The 15,410-nt window shown below is 71.1% G+C and carries 12 protein-coding genes; 9 read left to right on the top strand and 3 right to left on the bottom strand.

Annotation, left to right across the window (positions count from 1 at the left end):
- Nucleotides 1-278 precede the first annotated feature (278 nt).
- The 5 genes from Taqua_RS03590 to secF all read left to right on the top strand — a co-directional run bounded on the left by Taqua_RS03590 (nucleotide 279) and on the right by secF (nucleotide 8,302).
- Nucleotides 279-3,929 (top strand): indolepyruvate ferredoxin oxidoreductase family protein, encoded by a 3,651-nt coding sequence (locus Taqua_RS03590; protein ID WP_144324803.1) that lies wholly within the window; start codon nucleotides 279-281, stop codon nucleotides 3,927-3,929.
- Nucleotides 3,930-4,069: 140 nt separating this feature from the next.
- Nucleotides 4,070-5,038, top strand: coding sequence for a DMT family transporter (locus tag Taqua_RS03585; protein ID WP_132962430.1), 969 nt, complete (start codon nucleotides 4,070-4,072; stop codon nucleotides 5,036-5,038).
- 106 nt (nucleotides 5,039-5,144) lie between these two features.
- Nucleotides 5,145-5,465: a preprotein translocase subunit YajC gene (gene yajC / locus Taqua_RS03580; RefSeq protein ID WP_132962373.1), complete on the top strand. Its 321-nt coding sequence runs from the start codon at nucleotides 5,145-5,147 to the stop codon at nucleotides 5,463-5,465.
- The gene (gene secD / locus Taqua_RS03575; RefSeq protein WP_144324801.1) at nucleotides 5,462-7,333 is read left to right on the top strand and encodes a protein translocase subunit SecD; all 1,872 of its coding nucleotides are present in this window, start codon (nucleotides 5,462-5,464) and stop codon (nucleotides 7,331-7,333) included. The genes yajC and secD overlap by 4 nt, the downstream gene beginning before the upstream one ends.
- A gap of 18 nt (nucleotides 7,334-7,351) precedes the next feature.
- Complete coding sequence (gene secF / locus Taqua_RS03570) at nucleotides 7,352-8,302, top strand: protein translocase subunit SecF (protein ID WP_144324799.1); 951 nt, start codon at nucleotides 7,352-7,354, stop codon at nucleotides 8,300-8,302.
- 13 nt (nucleotides 8,303-8,315) lie between these two features.
- Here secF and dprA read toward each other — a convergent pair whose 3' ends face one another.
- On the bottom strand, nucleotides 8,316-9,422 hold the full coding sequence (dprA, locus tag Taqua_RS03565) for a DNA-processing protein DprA (protein ID WP_144324797.1): 1,107 nt from the start codon (nucleotides 9,420-9,422) through the stop codon (nucleotides 8,316-8,318).
- Between the two features lie 6 nt (nucleotides 9,423-9,428).
- Complete coding sequence (locus tag Taqua_RS03560) at nucleotides 9,429-10,640, bottom strand: LysM peptidoglycan-binding domain-containing protein (RefSeq protein WP_144324795.1); 1,212 nt, start codon at nucleotides 10,638-10,640, stop codon at nucleotides 9,429-9,431.
- Between the two features lie 109 nt (nucleotides 10,641-10,749).
- On the opposite strand from Taqua_RS03560, the gene def reads away from it, so the two are divergent.
- From def to Taqua_RS03540, 4 genes are read left to right on the top strand one after another with little or no spacing between them, the layout of a single operon-like run.
- Nucleotides 10,750-11,328, top strand: coding sequence for a peptide deformylase (gene def, locus Taqua_RS03555; protein ID WP_144324793.1), 579 nt, complete (start codon nucleotides 10,750-10,752; stop codon nucleotides 11,326-11,328).
- Nucleotides 11,329-11,354: 26 nt separating this feature from the next.
- The gene (fmt, locus tag Taqua_RS03550; protein ID WP_144324963.1) at nucleotides 11,355-12,317 is read left to right on the top strand and encodes a methionyl-tRNA formyltransferase; all 963 of its coding nucleotides are present in this window, start codon (nucleotides 11,355-11,357) and stop codon (nucleotides 12,315-12,317) included.
- 26 nt (nucleotides 12,318-12,343) lie between these two features.
- A complete protein-coding gene (locus Taqua_RS03545) occupies nucleotides 12,344-13,114 on the top strand; it encodes an AzlC family ABC transporter permease (protein WP_132962379.1) in 771 nt (256 codons plus the stop codon).
- Nucleotides 13,114-13,449, top strand: coding sequence for an AzlD domain-containing protein (locus Taqua_RS03540; RefSeq protein WP_144324791.1), 336 nt, complete (start codon nucleotides 13,114-13,116; stop codon nucleotides 13,447-13,449). The genes Taqua_RS03545 and Taqua_RS03540 overlap by 1 nt, the downstream gene beginning before the upstream one ends.
- Here the strand turns inward: Taqua_RS03540 and Taqua_RS03535 are convergent.
- On the bottom strand, nucleotides 13,400-15,280 hold the full coding sequence (locus tag Taqua_RS03535) for a response regulator (protein WP_144324789.1): 1,881 nt from the start codon (nucleotides 15,278-15,280) through the stop codon (nucleotides 13,400-13,402). The genes Taqua_RS03540 and Taqua_RS03535 overlap by 50 nt on opposite strands.
- Nucleotides 15,281-15,410: the final 130 nt, after the last annotated feature.

Raw genomic sequence — 15,410 nt, 5'->3', positions numbered from 1 at the left:
CTTGGTGATGGAGGTGCGCGCCACTTTAGCACCGGCGCCCGCCGGCAGGGCGTCGCCGACCTAGGGTTTTCCCGCAAAAATGGCCTGCGGTGTGGGGGTAATGGCCACGCCCGGGCCGTTGAACCCTACACTGCGGGCTGCGATGCGCCCGGACGGGCATGGCATGCAGGCGCGCGCCGCCGGAGATCCCGGCGCGCGGCGCTGCGGGCGTGGTTGGCAGGCCCGCCGTCCGGTTGTGGGCCCACCGGCCCTTGCTGTCCCAAGAGGAGATCACTGCCATGACCGCACCTTTGCCCGAGCACGTGCAGCGTGCCCTGGCCAGCGTCACGCTGGACGACAAATACACCCTGGAGCGCGGCCACGCGTTCATGAGCGGCATCCAGGCGCTGGTGCGCCTGCCGATGCTGCAGCGCCAACGCGACGCGCTGGCCGGCAAAAACACCGCCGGCTTCATCAGCGGTTACCGCGGCTCGCCGCTGGGTGGCTACGACCAGGCGCTGTGGAAGGCGCGCGAGCACCTCCAAGCGCACCACGTGGTGTTCCAGCCCGGCATCAACGAAGAGCTGGCCGCCACCGCCGTGTGGGGCACGCAGCAGCTCGGCTTTGCCCCGCCGGGCCGCGCCAAGTACGACGGCGTTTTTGGTCTGTGGTACGGCAAGGGGCCGGGCGTGGACCGCTGCAGCGACGTCTTCAAGCACGCCAACCTGGCCGGCACCACGCCGTGGGGTGGGGTGATCGCGGTGGCGGGTGACGACCATGTGGCCAAGAGCTCCACCGCCGCGCACCAGAGCGACCACATCTTCAAGGCCTGCGGGCTGCCGGTGTTTTTCCCGGCCAGCGTGCAAGAGATTCTGGACCTCGGCCTGCACGCCTGGGCCATGAGCCGCTACGCCGGCGTGTGGACCGGCATGAAGACGATCCAAGAGATCGTCGAGTCCAGCGCCACGGTGGAGATCGACCCCGAGCGCGTGCGCATCGTGCTGCCGGACGACTTCGAGATGCCTCCGGGCGGCGTGCACATCCGCTGGCCCGACGCGCCGCTGGAGCAGGAGGCGCGGCTGATGGACTTCAAGTGGTACGCGGCGCTGGCCTACGTGCGCGCCAACCGGCTCAACCACAATGTCATCGAGGGGCCGCACGATCGCTACGGCATCATCGCCAGCGGCAAGGCCTACAACGACCTGCGCCAGGCGCTGCACGACCTGGGGCTGGACGACGACACTTGCCGGCAGCTCGGCATCCGCGTGCACAAGGTGGCGGTGGTGTGGCCGTTGGAGGCGCAGATCACGCGTGCCTTTGCCGAAGGGCTGCGCGAGATCCTGGTGGTGGAGGAAAAGCGCCAGGTCATCGAATACCAGCTGAAGGAGGAGCTCTACAACTGGCGCCCCGACGTGCGCCCGGACGTGCTTGGCAAGTTCGACGAGATCGAGGGCGACCACTCCGGCGGCGAGTGGTCGATGCCCAACCCCAGCGCCAACCAGTTGCTGCGCGCCAACGCCGACCTGACGCCGGTCATCATCGCGCGCGCGCTGGCCAAGCGTCTGCAGCGCCGTGGCCTGCTGCCCGAAGGCAGCGACATCGCGCGCCGGGTGCACGAGCGGCTGGCGCTGATCGACGCGCGCGAGCGCGCCCTGCACGCCATCGAGTTGACCAGCGGCCAGGCGCAGCGCCTGCCGTGGTTTTGCTCGGGCTGCCCGCACAACACCTCGACCCGGGTACCGGAAGGCTCGCGCGCCATGGCCGGCATCGGCTGCCACTACATGTCGATCTGGATGGACCGCAACACCCTCGCCTTCACCCAGATGGGCGGCGAGGGCGTGCCGTGGGTCGGGCAGCAGCCGTTCACGAACGAGCGGCACATCTTCGCCAACCTGGGCGACGGCACCTACTTTCACAGCGGGCTGCTGGCCATCCGCCAGGCCATCGCGGCCGGCGTCAACATCACCTACAAGATCCTCTACAACGACGCCGTGGCGATGACCGGCGGCCAGCCGGTCGGCGAGCGGCCGGAAGGGCACTCGGTGCTGCAAATCGTGCACAGCCTGCGCAGCGAGGGGGTGCGCAAGCTCTTCATCGTCACCGACGAGCCGGCCAAGTATGCCCACGCCCAGCACACCACCCTGGGTGGCGTGACGCTGACGCTGCCGGCCGACGTGCCGGTGCTGCACCGCGACGAACTCGACCGCGTGCAGCGCGAGTGCCGCGTCACCCCCGGCGTGACCGCCATCATTTACGACCAGACCTGCGCCACCGAGAAGCGCCGCCGGCGCAAGCGCGGCCTGATGGCCGAGCCGGATCGGCGCGTCGTCATCAACGAGCGCGTCTGCGAAGGCTGCGGCGACTGCAGCGAGCAGAGCAACTGCCTCAGCGTCGAGCCGCTGGAGACGCCGTTGGGGCGCAAGCGCACGATCAACCAAAGCACCTGCAACAAGGACTATTCGTGCGTCAAGGGCTTTTGCCCCAGCTTCGTGTCGGTGGTGGGCGGCACGCTGCGCAAGCCGGCGCGTGACGCGGGCGTGCCTGGACCGGACAGCCTGCCGCCGTTGCCCGAGCCGACGCTGCCGACGCTGCAACCCGGCGGCGCGGCCTGGGGCATCGTCGTGGCCGGGGTGGGGGGCACGGGGGTCATCACGATCGGGCAGCTGCTGGGCGTGGCGGCGCACCTGGAAGGCAAAGGTATCGTCACGCAGGACGCTGCCGGCTTGGCGCAAAAAGGGGGCGCCACCTGGAGCCACGTGCTGATCGGCGCGCGGCAGGACGACATCCTGACCACGCGCGTGCCCACCGCGGCGGCCGACCTGATCCTGGCGTGCGACCCGATCGTGGCGGCCAGCGCCGAGACGCTGGCGCGCACGTTGCCCGGGCGCACGCACGTGGCGCTCAACGCCCAGGCCACGCCGACGGCGGCCTTCGTGCACGACCGTGATTGGGTCAACCCATCGCAGCGCTGCGTGGCGGCCATCACCGAGGCGGTGGGGGCCGACGCCGTGGGCGCGTTCGACGCCGAAGCGCTGGCGCTCAAGCTGCTGGGCGACACGCTGTACGTCAACCCGATGGTGCTGGGCTACGCCTGGCAAAAGGGCTGGATACCGCTGCGGCGCGAGACGCTGCAGCGCGCCATCGAACTCAACGGCGTGGCGGTCAAGGCCAACCTGGCCGCCTTCGAATGGGGGCGGCGCGTCGCGCACGACCTGGCCGCGGTGCTGCGCTTGGTGGCGCCGGCGCAGGTGGTGCCCTTGCACCGCCAGCCGACGCTGGAGCAAACCGTGCGTGCCTGGGTGGAGCACCTGACGGGCTACCAAAACGCCGCCTACGCGCAGCGCTACGAGGCCCTGGTGCGCCGCGTGCAGCAGGCCGAGACGGCGTTGGGCCTCAGCGGCCATGCGCTGGCGCTGGCGGTGGCGCAGCAGTACGGACGCTTGTTGGCGTACAAGGACGAATACGAAGTGGCGCGCCTGTACACCGACGGCGCGTTCGAGCAGCGCCTGCGTGAGCAGTTCGAGGGCGACGTGCGGCTGCGGCTGCACCTGGCGCCGCCGCTGCTGGCGCGCCGCAACGATCGGGGCGAGCTGCTCAAGCGCGAGTACGGCCCATGGGTGCTCATGGCCATGCGGGTGTTGGCGCGCCTCAAAGGCCTGCGCGGCACCTGGCTGGACCCCTTTGGTTACACCGAAGAGCGCCGCACCGAGCGCGCGCTGATCGCCGAGTACGAAGCCGCCATCGCCGACGTGTTGGCGGGGCTGACGCCCGAGCGTATGCCGCTGGCGCTGGCCATTGCGTGCTGGCCGGCGCAGGTGCGCGGCTTTGGCCACGTCAAGGCGCGTGCCTTGCAGCGCGCCCGCCCGCAGTGGGAAGAACTGCGGCAGCGCTGGCGCGGCGGCGCGGCCACCCCGGTGGACGGCGCCAGCGCAGCGGCGCGCGCGGCCTGATGCGCCGCGGCCGCGGCGTGTCCCCTGCCTGACGCCCGCCGCGTGGCGCTACACTGCCGCCCTTTGCGAACAGGAAGCCGAGGGACGCGCAGGGCATGACCGATCACGTTGTTACGCAGGGGGGCGTGGCGCACCACGGGGTGGGCGCCGGCGTCGTGTGGGCGCTGGCCGCCGGGCTGTTGTGGGGGTTGGTGTTCGTCGCGCCGCTGATGGTGCCGGAGTACCCGGCGGCGTTGCAATCGGTGGGCCGCTACTTGGCGTTTGGCCTGCTGTGTGTGCCGCTGGCGTGGTGGGACCGCGCCGAGCTGCGTCGGCTGCGCGCGCCGGACTGGGCGCGTGCGCTGGAGCTGGCGCTGGTGGGCAACCTGCTGTACTACCTGTTGCTGGCCAGCTCGATCCAGCGCACCGGCGGCCCGTTGTCGACCGTCATCATCGGCACGCTGCCGGTGGTCATCGCCGTGGTGGCCAACTGGCGCGACGCCCAGCGTGACGGCCGCCTGCCGTGGCTGCGGCTGCTGCCAGCGCTGGTGCTGATCGGCGGCGGCATCGCGCTGGTCAACCACGTGGAGCTGACGGCGGTGCTGGCCGATCCCACGCGCCGCGTGGCCGACTACGCGCTGGGGGCGCTGCTGGCGCTGGGTGCGGTGGTGTGCTGGACCTGGTACCCGCTGCGCAACGCCGACTGGCTGCGCGCCCACCCCACGCGCAGCGCGCGCGCCTGGTCCACCGCCCAGGGGCTGGCCACGCTGCCGTTGGCGGCGCTGGGCTACGCCGTGCTGGCGGCGTGGTGGGCGTGGCACGGCGACGCTGGCTGGCTGCCCCTGGGGCCGCGGCCGATGGTGTTTTTGGGCTTGATGGCGGCCATCGGGCTGCTGGCCTCGTGGCTGGGCACGCTGTGCTGGAACGCGGCCAGCCAGCGCCTGCCGACCGCGTTGGCGGGGCAGCTGATCGTGTTCGAGACGCTGGCCGCGCTGCTGTACGCCTACCTGTGGCGTGGGCGCTGGCCCGAGCCGCTGGCGTTGGCCGGCGTGGCGCTGCTGGTGGTCGGGGTGCTGTGGGGCGTGCGCCTCCGGCCGCAGCCGGTGGTGGCGCAGGCCCATCCGGACTGACGGCGCGCGCGGGCAGCCGCGCCGCTACAATGGCCGCCTGCCGTGGCAGCGCGCCAGGCGCGCCGCCGCTTGTTTTGCCGTCTCAACACGCCACAAGGAACGCGACGTGTTCATCTCCAACGCTTACGCCCAAGCCGCCGCCGCTGGCGACGCCCCTTCCACGCTGATGAGCCTGCTGCCGCTGCTGCTGATGTTTGTGGTGCTGTGGTTCGTGATGATCCGGCCCCAAATGAAGCGCCAAAAAGAGCACAAGGCCATGATCGAAGCGCTGGCCAAGGGTGACGAAGTGCTGACCGCCGGTGGCCTGCTGGGTAAGGTGACCAAGCTGGGCGACCCCTACATCAGCATTGAGGTGGCCAACGGCGTGGAGGTGCAGCTGCAGCGCACCGCGGTGGCGCAGGTGCTGCCCAAAGGTACGCTCAAGTGAACCGTTACGCCTGGTGGAAGTACGCCGTGCTGGCGGTGGCGCTGGTCGTCGCCGCGCTGTACGCGCTGCCCAACCTGTTTGGCGAAGCGCCGGCGGTGCAGGTGTCGCCGGCGCGCGCGGCGCATCGGCTCGACCAAGGCACGGTGGCGCGCATCGAGCAGGCGTTGGCCGGCGCGTCGCTGCGTGCCGAGGCCGTGCAGTTCGACGGCGCCAGCGTGCGGGTGCGTTTTGCCTCCACCGACGACCAAATCCGTGCGCGCGACGTCATCGAGCGCACGCTCAACCCCGACGCCGCCAACCCCGGCTATGTGGTGGCGCTCAGCCTGCTGCCGCGCACCCCGGCGTGGCTGCAGGCGCTGGGCGCCAAGCCGATGTACCTGGGGCTGGACCTGCGCGGTGGGGTGCACTTTTTGCTGCAGGTGGACATGGCCGCCGCCACCAGCAAGCGGCTCGACGCGCTGGTGGGCGAGGTGCGCACGCTGCTGCGCGAGCGTGACGTGCGCCACGGCGGTGTGCGCCGCGAAGGCGACGCGGTGCGCGTGCGGGCGCGCGACGCGGCCGGCCTGCGCCAGGCCGCCGAGCTGCTGGCGCGCGAGCTGCCCGACGTGGCGGTGGCCGAGCAGGCTGGCGGCGCCGAGCCGGAGCTGGCGCTGACGCTGCGGCCCGAAGCGGTGCGCCGCCTGCAGGAGCAAGCGCTCAAACAAAATATCCTGACGCTGCACAACCGCATCAACGAGCTGGGCGTGGCCGAACCGGTGATCCAGCAGCAAGGGCTGGACCGCATCGTCGTGCAGCTGCCCGGCGTGCAAGATACCGCCAAAGCCAAAGATATCCTGGGCCGCACGGCGACGCTGGAAATCCGCATGGTGGACGAAAGCCCCGAAGGGCTGGCCGCCGAACGCGACCCCGCCGCGCCGGTGCCGTTCGGGTCGGAGCGCTACCTGGACCGCAACGGGCGGGCGGTCATCGTCAAGCGCGAAGTCATCCTGACCGGCGACAACCTTACCGACGCGCAGGCCGGCTTTGACAACCAGACGCAGGAGCCCGTGGTCAACCTGACGCTGGACGCCAAGGGCGCGCGCATCTTCCGCGACGTCACGCGCGACAACGTTGGCAAGCGCATGGCCATCCTGCTGTTCGAAAAGGGCAAGGGCGAGGTGGTCACCGCCCCGGTCATCCGCACCGAAATCGGCGGCGGCCGGGTGCAGATCTCCGGGCGCATGACGACGCAGGAAGCCAACGACACGGCGCTGCTGCTGCGCGCCGGCTCGCTGGCCGCGCCGATGGAGATCATCGAAGAGCGCACCGTCGGTCCGAGCCTGGGCGCCGACAACATCCGCAAGGGCTTCAACAGCGTGGTGTGGGGCTTTGTGGCGGTGGTGGCCTTCATGTGCGTGTACTACACGTTCTTTGGCCTGGTGTCGAGCCTGGCGCTGGCGTTCAACCTGCTGCTGCTGGTGGCCATTTTGTCGATGCTGCAAGCCACGCTGACGCTGCCCGGCATCGCCGCCATCGCGCTGACGCTGGGCATGGCGATCGACGCCAACGTGCTCATCAACGAGCGCATCCGCGAGGAGTTGCGCAACGGCTCGGCGCCACAGACCGCTATCCACAAGGGGTACGAGCACGCCTGGGGCACGATCGTGGACTCCAACATCACGTCGTTGCTGGCGGGGTTGGCGTTGCTGACGTTTGGCTCGGGCCCGGTGCGCGGCTTTGCCGTTGTGCACTGCATCGGCATCCTCACCAGCATGTTCTCGGCGGTGATGTTCTCGCGTGGGTTGGTCAACCTGTGGTACGGCCGGCAGCGCAAGCTGAAGTGGATCGCCATTGGCATCGCGCCGCCGGCGGGCGGCAAGGCCGCCTGATGCGGCAGGGACGACACGATGGAACTCTTTCGCTTGCAGCGCACCATCCCCTTCACGCGCCACATGCTGGCGCTCAACCTGGTGTCGCTGGTCACGTTTGTGCTGGCGGTGGTGTTTTTGGCGCTGCGCGGCCTCAACCTCTCGGTGGAGTTCACCGGGGGCACCGTCATCGAGGTGGCCTACCCGCAACCGGCCGACCTGGCGCCGGTGCGCGAGGCCGTGGCGCAACTTGGCTACGGTGACGTGCCGGTGCAGCACTTTGGCAGCGCGCGCGACGTGCTGGTGCGCCTGCCGCTGCGCGAGGGGCTGAGCTCGGGCCAGCAGACCGAGCAGTTGCTGGCCGCGTTGCGCGCGCGCACGCCCGATGTTGAGCTGCGCCGCACCGAGTTCGTCGGCCCCCAGGTGGGGCGCGAGCTGGTCGAAGGCGGCTTGCTGGCGCTGGCCTTCGTCATCGGCGGCATCATGCTGTACCTGGCGCTGCGCTTCGAGTGGAAGTTCGCGCTGGCGGCGATCGTGGCCAACCTGCACGACGTCATCATCATCCTCGGATTTTTTGCCTTTTTCCAGTGGGAGTTTTCGCTCGCGGTGCTGGCCGCGGTGCTGGCGGTGTTGGGCTACTCGGTCAACGAGTCGGTGGTCATTTTCGACCGCATCCGCGAAACCTTCCGCCGCCAGCGCAAGATGAGCACGCCCGAGGTGATCGACTACGCCATCACCTCGACGATGAGCCGCACGATCATCACGCACGGCTCGACCGAGGCGATGGTGCTGTCGATGCTGATCTTTGGCGGCCCCACGCTGCACTACTTTGCGTTGGCGCTGACCATCGGCATCCTGTTCGGCATTTACTCGTCGGTGTTCGTGGCCGCCGGCGTGGCGATGTGGTTGGGCGTCAAGCGCGAAGACCTCATCAAGGGCGGCGGCACCAAGGCCGACCCCAACGATCCCAACGCCGGCGCCGTCGTTTGACGGCGGGCGGGCCTCAGCCGCGCGCTACGCGTTGCAGCAGTCCGCCGGGCAGGCGCGCGACGTGGCCGTCGAGCTCCAGCGTCAGCAAGTGCGCCTGCAGCGCCGCGGTGTCCCAGCCGCAGCGCGCTTGCAGCACATCAAGCGGGGTCGGGTCGTAGCCCAGGGCGCGCAGCACGGGGTCGGTGTCGTCGGGGGCGGCGGCCGTGGACGCTGCGGCGGGGGGCGCTGCCGCTGCGCCCCACACGCCCAGCAGCTCTTCTTCGATGTGCTGCACGGTTTCCACCAGCTTGGCGCCCTGGCGGATCAGCGCGTGGCAGCCGCGTGACTGCGGCGCGTGGATCGAGCCTGGGATGGCGAACACCTCGCGGCCCATCTGCATGGCTTGCTCGGCGGTGATCAGCGAGCCCGAGTCCAGCGCCGCTTCGACCACCAGCGTGCCGTGCGCCAAGCCGGCGATGATGCGGTTGCGGCGGGGAAAATGGGGCGCCAGCGGTGGCGTGCCAAGCGCATATTCGCTGACCAGGCAGCCGTGCGCGGCCACGCGCTGCGCCAGTGCACGGTGGCGGGCCGGGTAGACGCGGTCCAGGCCAGTGCCCACCACCGCCACCGTGGGCCCGCCAGCATCGAGCGCGCCTTCGTGTGCCGCGCCGTCGATGCCGGCGGCCAGCCCCGACACCACACACACCCCGCGCTCGGCCAGCGCGCGTGCAAACGCCCGTGCGTTGGCGCTGCCCTGGGGGGTGGGGTGGCGGCTGCCGACGATGGCCAGCACCCGCGGCGTGTGCAACGCGCGCCAGTCACCCACCACGTGCAGCAGCGGCGGCGGGTCGGGCGCGTGCAGCAGCGCGCTCGGGTAGGCGTCGTCGCCAAGCGCCAGCAGGTGGTGGTCGGGATGGTCCAGCCAGTCGGCGGTGCGCTGCCGCAGCGATGCCCAGCCGTCGGGCGCGGTGCGCAGCCGCTGGGCCAGCGCCTCGCCGACGACCGCGGCCAGCGCCGCGCGCGGTTGCGCCAGCACCGCCGCCGGCGGTCCGAAGGCGGCCAACAGCCGTCGCGCCGTGGCCGGGCCGACGCCGTCGGTGGCCAGCAGGCGCAGCCAATCCTCCCAGTCAGCCGGCGCCATGCGCGATCAGGGGTTGGTGAAGCGGTCGCCCACCTGCACGCCGTCGGTGATTTGCAGCACCAGCGCGTAGGCCACGCGCTCGAAGGTGCGAAACACCATCATGACGCCGTTGCGCTCGCCGGGCAGGGCGAGTTGCGGTTTGGCCGGGTCGGTGCTGTCGGTGACGTGGCCGCCGTCTTTGAGCAGCGCCAGCACGTGCCCAGGCTCGAGCCCGTGCTGCCGCCCGCGGTTCAGCACCACCACCTGGTACTGTCCGGCGAAGTGCACGGCATCGCCATGCACCTTGACGACCTGGCCCTGCACGGCCTCGGCTGGGGGGTGGGGTACGTAGGCCGGGTGGGCCTGCCGGTGTGCGGGCAGCAGCCGGTCACCCAGCCGCACCTCTTCGCGCGCGGCAACGATGTCGAGCGTGGCCGGCACCAACGTGGGTTGGCCCTGCGCGTTGGTGCCTTGGCGCTCGCCGCGCACCAGCCGCGCCTGGCCGATGCGGTGCGCTTCGTAGCCGAGCAGCTCGCCGGTGGCCGGGTCCTTGAGCGGCAAGGCCTGGCGGTAGATGTCGAGCTGGCGCGCCACGCCCCCTTCCAGCGGCTCGCCGCTGAGGGCGTCGCTCGGGCCGCTTTGGCCACGCGCGTAGGCTCGGTCGCCACGCGCCAACAGCACGCGCTGCTCGGGGCCGGCCACGATGCGCGGGGCCTGCTCGTGGGCGCTTGCGTCCACCACCGAGACATCGGCCAAAAACGGCTCGATCACGCCCGGCGGCAGCGGCGGGATGGCGCCGTCATCGAGCCGTTCGGCACGGATGCGCGGCGACAGTTTGACGGTGGGGGGGGTGCCGGCGTCCACCTGCAGCACGGCACGGTCGCCGACGCGGGTCAGCACCAACACCTGCCCGGGGTAGATCAGGTGCGGGTTGCGGATCTGCTGCAGGTTCATGCCCCACAGCTCCGGCCAGCGCCAGGGTTTGAGCAGGTACAGCTTGGCGATGTCCCACAACGTGTCGCCGCGCTTGACGGTGTAGCGCTCGGGCGCGTTGGGCGCGAGGTCGGCCAGCGGCACCCCGGCCTGCGCGACCTGTTGCGCAGTGCTGCGTTGCTGCGGGGTGATGGGGTAGTTCGGGAAGGCCTGCGCGCCGGCGCTGAGCAGCGCCACGGCGGCCAGCAGGGCCCCGTGGCGCAGGTGCGCCTGGCGGGGAGCCCAAGGTCGGTGCGAGGTGTTCATGGGGGCGGATCCTCCCTTGTGATTGTGCGGGCTGAGCCCCACCGTTGGCAATGGTCACGGACCCCTGCGCTGGCAGGGGCGTGTCAAATTCGGCAAAATGACGACACCGATGAACAACACCAACGTACAACCTTACCCCATTTTGCGCTACCCCGATCCGCGCTTGCACACTGTGGCGCGGCCGGTGGCGCAGGTGGACGAGCGTGTGCGCACGATCGTGCAGCGCATGTTCGTCACGATGTACGCCGCCAACGGCGTGGGCCTGGCCGCCACCCAGGTCGACATCCACGAACGCATCGTCGTCATCGACGTCAGCGAAGCGCGCAACGAGCCGCTGGTGCTGATCAACCCCGAGATCGAGTGGGCCAGCCCCGAAAAGCGCAAAGGCGAGGAGGGCTGCCTGTCGGTGCCCGGCATTTACGACGGCGTGGAGCGTTCGGTGGCGGTGCGGGTGCGGGCGCTGGATGAGCAAGGGGTCAGCCGCGTCATCGAGGCCGAAGGCCTGCTGGCCGTGTGCATCCAGCACGAGATGGACCACCTGATGGGCAAGGTGTTCGTCGAATACCTGTCGCCACTGAAGCGCGAGCGCATCCGCACCAAGCTGCTCAAAGCCGAGCGGGAGGGGGCCCGCAGCGGTGGCGGGACGGCGCGGGCGCGGCGTGCGGTGGTGGCGGAGGCCCAGCCTTGACGCCAGCGCCCACGGGCGCGCGTGGCTTGCGCGTGGCCTTTGCCGGCACGCCGGTGTTCGCCGCCACGGCCCTGCGCGCCATGGCGCAGGCGGGCTACGAGCCGGTGCTGGTGCTGACCCAGCCCGACCGGCCGGCCGGTCGCGGCCTCAAGCTGCAGCCTTCGCCCGTGAAGCTGTTGGCGCTGGCGCACGGCTGGGCCGTGCAGCAACCCCACGGGCTGCGGCTGGATGGCCGCTGGGCCGACGACGCGGCTGCCGCGCGCGCCGCGTTGCAGGCGGCGCAGCCCGATGTGCTGGTGGTGGCGGCCTACGGGCTGATCCTGCCGCGCTGGGTGCTGCAGTTGCCGCGGCTGGGTTGTCTCAACATCCACGCCTCCTTGCTGCCGCGCTGGCGCGGCGCGGCGCCGATCCAGCGTGCCATCGAAGCCGGCGACGCGTGCACCGGCATCACCATCATGCAGATGGACGAAGGGTTGGACACCGGCCCGATCGTGCTGGCCGAGCCGCTGGCGATCGGTCCGCAAGAAAGCGCGGGCGAGCTGCACGACCGGCTGGCCGCGCTGGGGGCGGAGCTGATCGTGCGCGCGTTGCGGCTGGCCGAGCAGGGCCCGTTGCCTCAGCAGCCCCAGCCCGCCGAGGGCGTGACCTACGCGGCCAAGGTCGACAAGGCCGAGGCGTGCCTGGACTGGCGTGAGCCGGCGTCGGTGCTGGCGCGCAAGGTGCGTGCCTTCGACCCTGTGCCGGGTGCGTGGGGCTGGCTGGACGGCGCGCCGCTGAAGGTGTGGCGCGCCCGCGCCGAATCCCAGACTGCTCAGGCCACCCCGGGCACCGTGCTGGCCGTGGACGCGGGCGGCGTGCGGGTGGCTTGCGGCGAGGGGGCGCTGGTGCTGACCGAGCTGCAGCGCGCCGGTGGACGGCGGCTGCCGGTGGCCGATTTTGTGCGCGGTGCCCCGCTGCGCGTGGGCCAGTCGTTGGCGGCGCCGCGTTGAGCGGCCCTGCCGAAGGTGGTTTGCCGATGGCCGTCGAAGCAGCATTTTGGCGCACATCGTTTTTGAGTCCGCGGCTGCGGCGTCACCCGGCGTTTGCCGTCGGCGCCCGGGAGCTGGCGGGTGCGGCCACGGGGATCGCGGCGTGGGGCCTGATGACGGGCGTCGCGATGGTCAAAGGGGGCTTGACGCCGCTGGAGGCGGTGCTGATGACGCTGCTGGTGTACGCCGGCAGCGCCCAGCTCACCGCGGTGCCGCTGATGGTCAGCGGCGCGCCGCTGTGGGTGGTGCTGGCGGCGGCGTTTTGTGTCAACCTGCGCTTCGTGGTGTTTTCGGCGCACCTGCGCCCGTACCTGGCCCATTTGCCGCGCGGACAGCGTCTGCTGACGGGGTACCTGACGGGCGACCTGTCGTACGTCTTTTTTGCCAAGCGCTACGCGCGCCCCGGGGCCACGTCCGAGCAGCGCACCGAGCAGGAGGCCTACCTGGCCGGCAGCTGTGGGCTGAACTGGCTGGCCTGGACCGGGGCGAGCCTGGTCGGCATCGCGCTGGCCAACGCCATCCCGACGGCGTGGGGGCTGGGGTTTGCCGGCATCCTGGCGCTGCTGGGGGTGGGGTGTTCACTGGCCACGTCGCGCCTGCGTGTGCTGTCGGCGGCGGTGGCCGGCACGGCGGCGGTGGCGGCGTGGGCGCTGCCGCTCAAGCTCAACATTCTGGTGGCGATCGCCGCGGCGGTGCTGGTGTGCCTGGTGGCCGAGGCGCACGGTCCGCGCTGGCTGCGCGCAGGGGGTGGGCATTGATGGGTGGGCTGGATCCTTGGCGCTTGGTGGCGTTTGTCGCGCTGGCGGGTGTGACGGTGGTCACGCGCGGGTTTTTCTTCCTCTCGCAGCGGCCGTGGCGGCTGCCGCATTGGGCCGAGCGGGGTTTGCAGTACGCGCCGATCGCGGCGCTGGCGGCGGTGGTGGTGCCCGAGATCGTGATGCGCGACGGCGCGGTGGTGCAGACCTGGCACGACGCGCGCCTGTACGCGGCGCTGGCGGGGGCGTGGTGGGCTTTTTACCGTGGCGGGGTGCTGGGCACCATCGTCACGGGGATGGCGGTGTACCTGCCGCTGCGTCTGGGCCTGGGCTGGTAGCGGAGGCGCGCGCGGCGGGCCACACGGCCGCGATGGCCGCTTGCAGCTGCGCCGGCTGCACCGGCTTGGCCAAAAAGCCGTCCATGCCGGCGGCGCGTGCGCGCGTCTGCGCATCGTCCATGACGTCGGCGGTCAGGGCGATGATCGGCACCCGCCCCCGCGGGCCGGGCAACGCGCGGATGCGCTCGGTGGCTTGCAAGCCGTCGAGCTCGGGCATGTGCAGGTCCATCAGGATCAGGTCGAAGTCGCGCGTGCGCGCCAGCTCCACCGCCTGCACGCCGTCCTCGGCGAAGGTGGCGTGGTGCCCGAGCTTGGTCAGCAGCAGCCCGATGACCCGGCGGTTGATCGGGTGGTCTTCCACCACCAGCACGCACGCGCCGCTGCCTTGGCCGGGCGTGCAGGGCTCGGTGTGCGGCGCTGGCGGGGCGTCGTCGGCGGGGGCGGGTGGCGGCGTGGCCACATCGGCGCGCCACTCCCCGGGGCGCGTAGGGGCAAAGCCGGACGCGGTCGCCCCCGGCGGCGCCGGCTCGGTCACCCAGGTGGCTTCGAACGTGGAGCCCTGTCCCGGCACGCTGTGCAACGTGATGTCACCGCCCATCAGCCGCGCCAGCGAGCGCGAGATGTCCAACCCCAGCCCGCTGCCGCCGTAGCGCCGCGTGATGCTGGGGTCGGCCTGCTGGAAGCGCTGGAACAGGCGCGCCTGCGTGGCCGGGTCGATACCAATGCCGGTGTCGCGCACGGTGGCGTGCCAGCGGATGCGGCCGTCGTCCAGCGGCTCGGCACGCACCCGCAACGCCACCTCGCCGCGCTCGGTGAATTTGATGGCGTTGCCGACCAGGTTGAGCAGGATCTGGCGCACGCGCGTCGGGTCGGCCAGCACCGTCGTAGGGGCGGCAGCCAGACCGTCCAGCGCCACGTGCAACGCAAGTCCCTTGCGCTGCGCTTGCGGTCGCAGCCAGCGGTGCACGTCGTCCACCAACGCCGCCATGTCCACCGGTTCGGGTTGGATGCGCATCTGGCCGGCGTCCAGCGCGCTGAGATCCAGGATGTCGTTGAGCAACTGCAACAGGTGCTCGGCCGAGGCCTGCGCGGTGCGCAGGTGGTCGCGCTGGGTGGCGTCCAGCGGGCTGTCGTCCAGCATGGCCAGCATGCCCAGCAGACCGTTGAAGGGGGTGCGCAGCTCGTGGCTCATGTTGGCCAGGAACTGGCTCTTGGCGCGGCTGGCGGCTTCGGCGGCGTCGCGGGCGCGCACCAGCGCGGCGTTGAGCGCGGCGAGCTGCGCGCGCTCTTGGGCTTGGCGGCGGTGGCGCAGCCACAGCGCCACCGCCGCGGTCAGCAGCACGGCCACTTGCGCCGCCATCAGCGCCACGACCCAGCGGCGCAGGGTGCGCACCTCCCGCAGCTTGGCCGCGACCAGGTCGCCGACGCGGCTGTCGGCGCGTAGGCTGAGCGCTTGCACGTCCGGCCCCAGCGTGTCCAGCCGCGGCAGCAGCGTGTGCAGCCGCGTGCGGTCGCGTTGTTGCAGCGCGGCGTCCAGCTGCGGCACCAGTTGTTCGAGCTGCGGCAGCACCGTCTGGTAGTCCGGCTCGTCGCGCAGGGGCGCCGTGGAAGGGGCGCGCAGCAGCGCCACGCGGCTGGCCCAGATGTCGTGCCGCAGGGCCAGCATGTCCCAGTCCGGCGCGTCGCGCTGCAGTAGGGCCACCTGGATGGCGTGGCGCAGGCGCATGAATTCGCGCTCGTGCTGAAACACCAGCGTCGTCAGCGAGTCGGCTTGCAGTTGCGCGGCTTCTTCGGCCGACTGCGCTTGGCGCAAAAACACCGCCAGCAGCACCGCTAGGGCCTGTTAACACTACGTGCTAACATACTGCGCATGGAACTTACGCCTGCGCAATTCGCGCGTATCGAGGATTGCCTGCCGCGGCAGCGGGGCAATGTGTCGCTGGACAACCTTCAAGTGCTCA

This window comes from Tepidimonas aquatica, assembly GCF_007556585.1.
GTDB lineage: Bacteria > Pseudomonadota > Gammaproteobacteria > Burkholderiales > Burkholderiaceae_C > Tepidimonas > Tepidimonas aquatica.
This window is presented reverse-complemented; position numbering and strand designations above follow the sequence as displayed.

What these genes read in the sequence shown, in the direction of transcription:
- dprA (WP_144324797.1), bottom strand. Translation starts at nt 9,422, where the DNA reads ATGGCGCCGGCTGACTGGGAGGATTGGCTGCGCCTGCTGGCCACCGAC.
- Taqua_RS03545 (WP_132962379.1), top strand. Translation starts at nt 12,344, where the DNA reads ATGGCCGTCGAAGCAGCATTTTGGCGCACATCGTTTTTGAGTCCGCGG.
- Taqua_RS03560 (WP_144324795.1), bottom strand. Translation starts at nt 10,640, where the DNA reads ATGAACACCTCGCACCGACCTTGGGCTCCCCGCCAGGCGCACCTGCGC.
- Taqua_RS03590 (WP_144324803.1), top strand. Translation starts at nt 279, where the DNA reads ATGACCGCACCTTTGCCCGAGCACGTGCAGCGTGCCCTGGCCAGCGTC.
- def (WP_144324793.1), top strand. Translation starts at nt 10,750, where the DNA reads ATGAACAACACCAACGTACAACCTTACCCCATTTTGCGCTACCCCGAT.
- secF (WP_144324799.1), top strand. Translation starts at nt 7,352, where the DNA reads ATGGAACTCTTTCGCTTGCAGCGCACCATCCCCTTCACGCGCCACATG.
- Taqua_RS03540 (WP_144324791.1), top strand. Translation starts at nt 13,114, where the DNA reads ATGGGTGGGCTGGATCCTTGGCGCTTGGTGGCGTTTGTCGCGCTGGCG.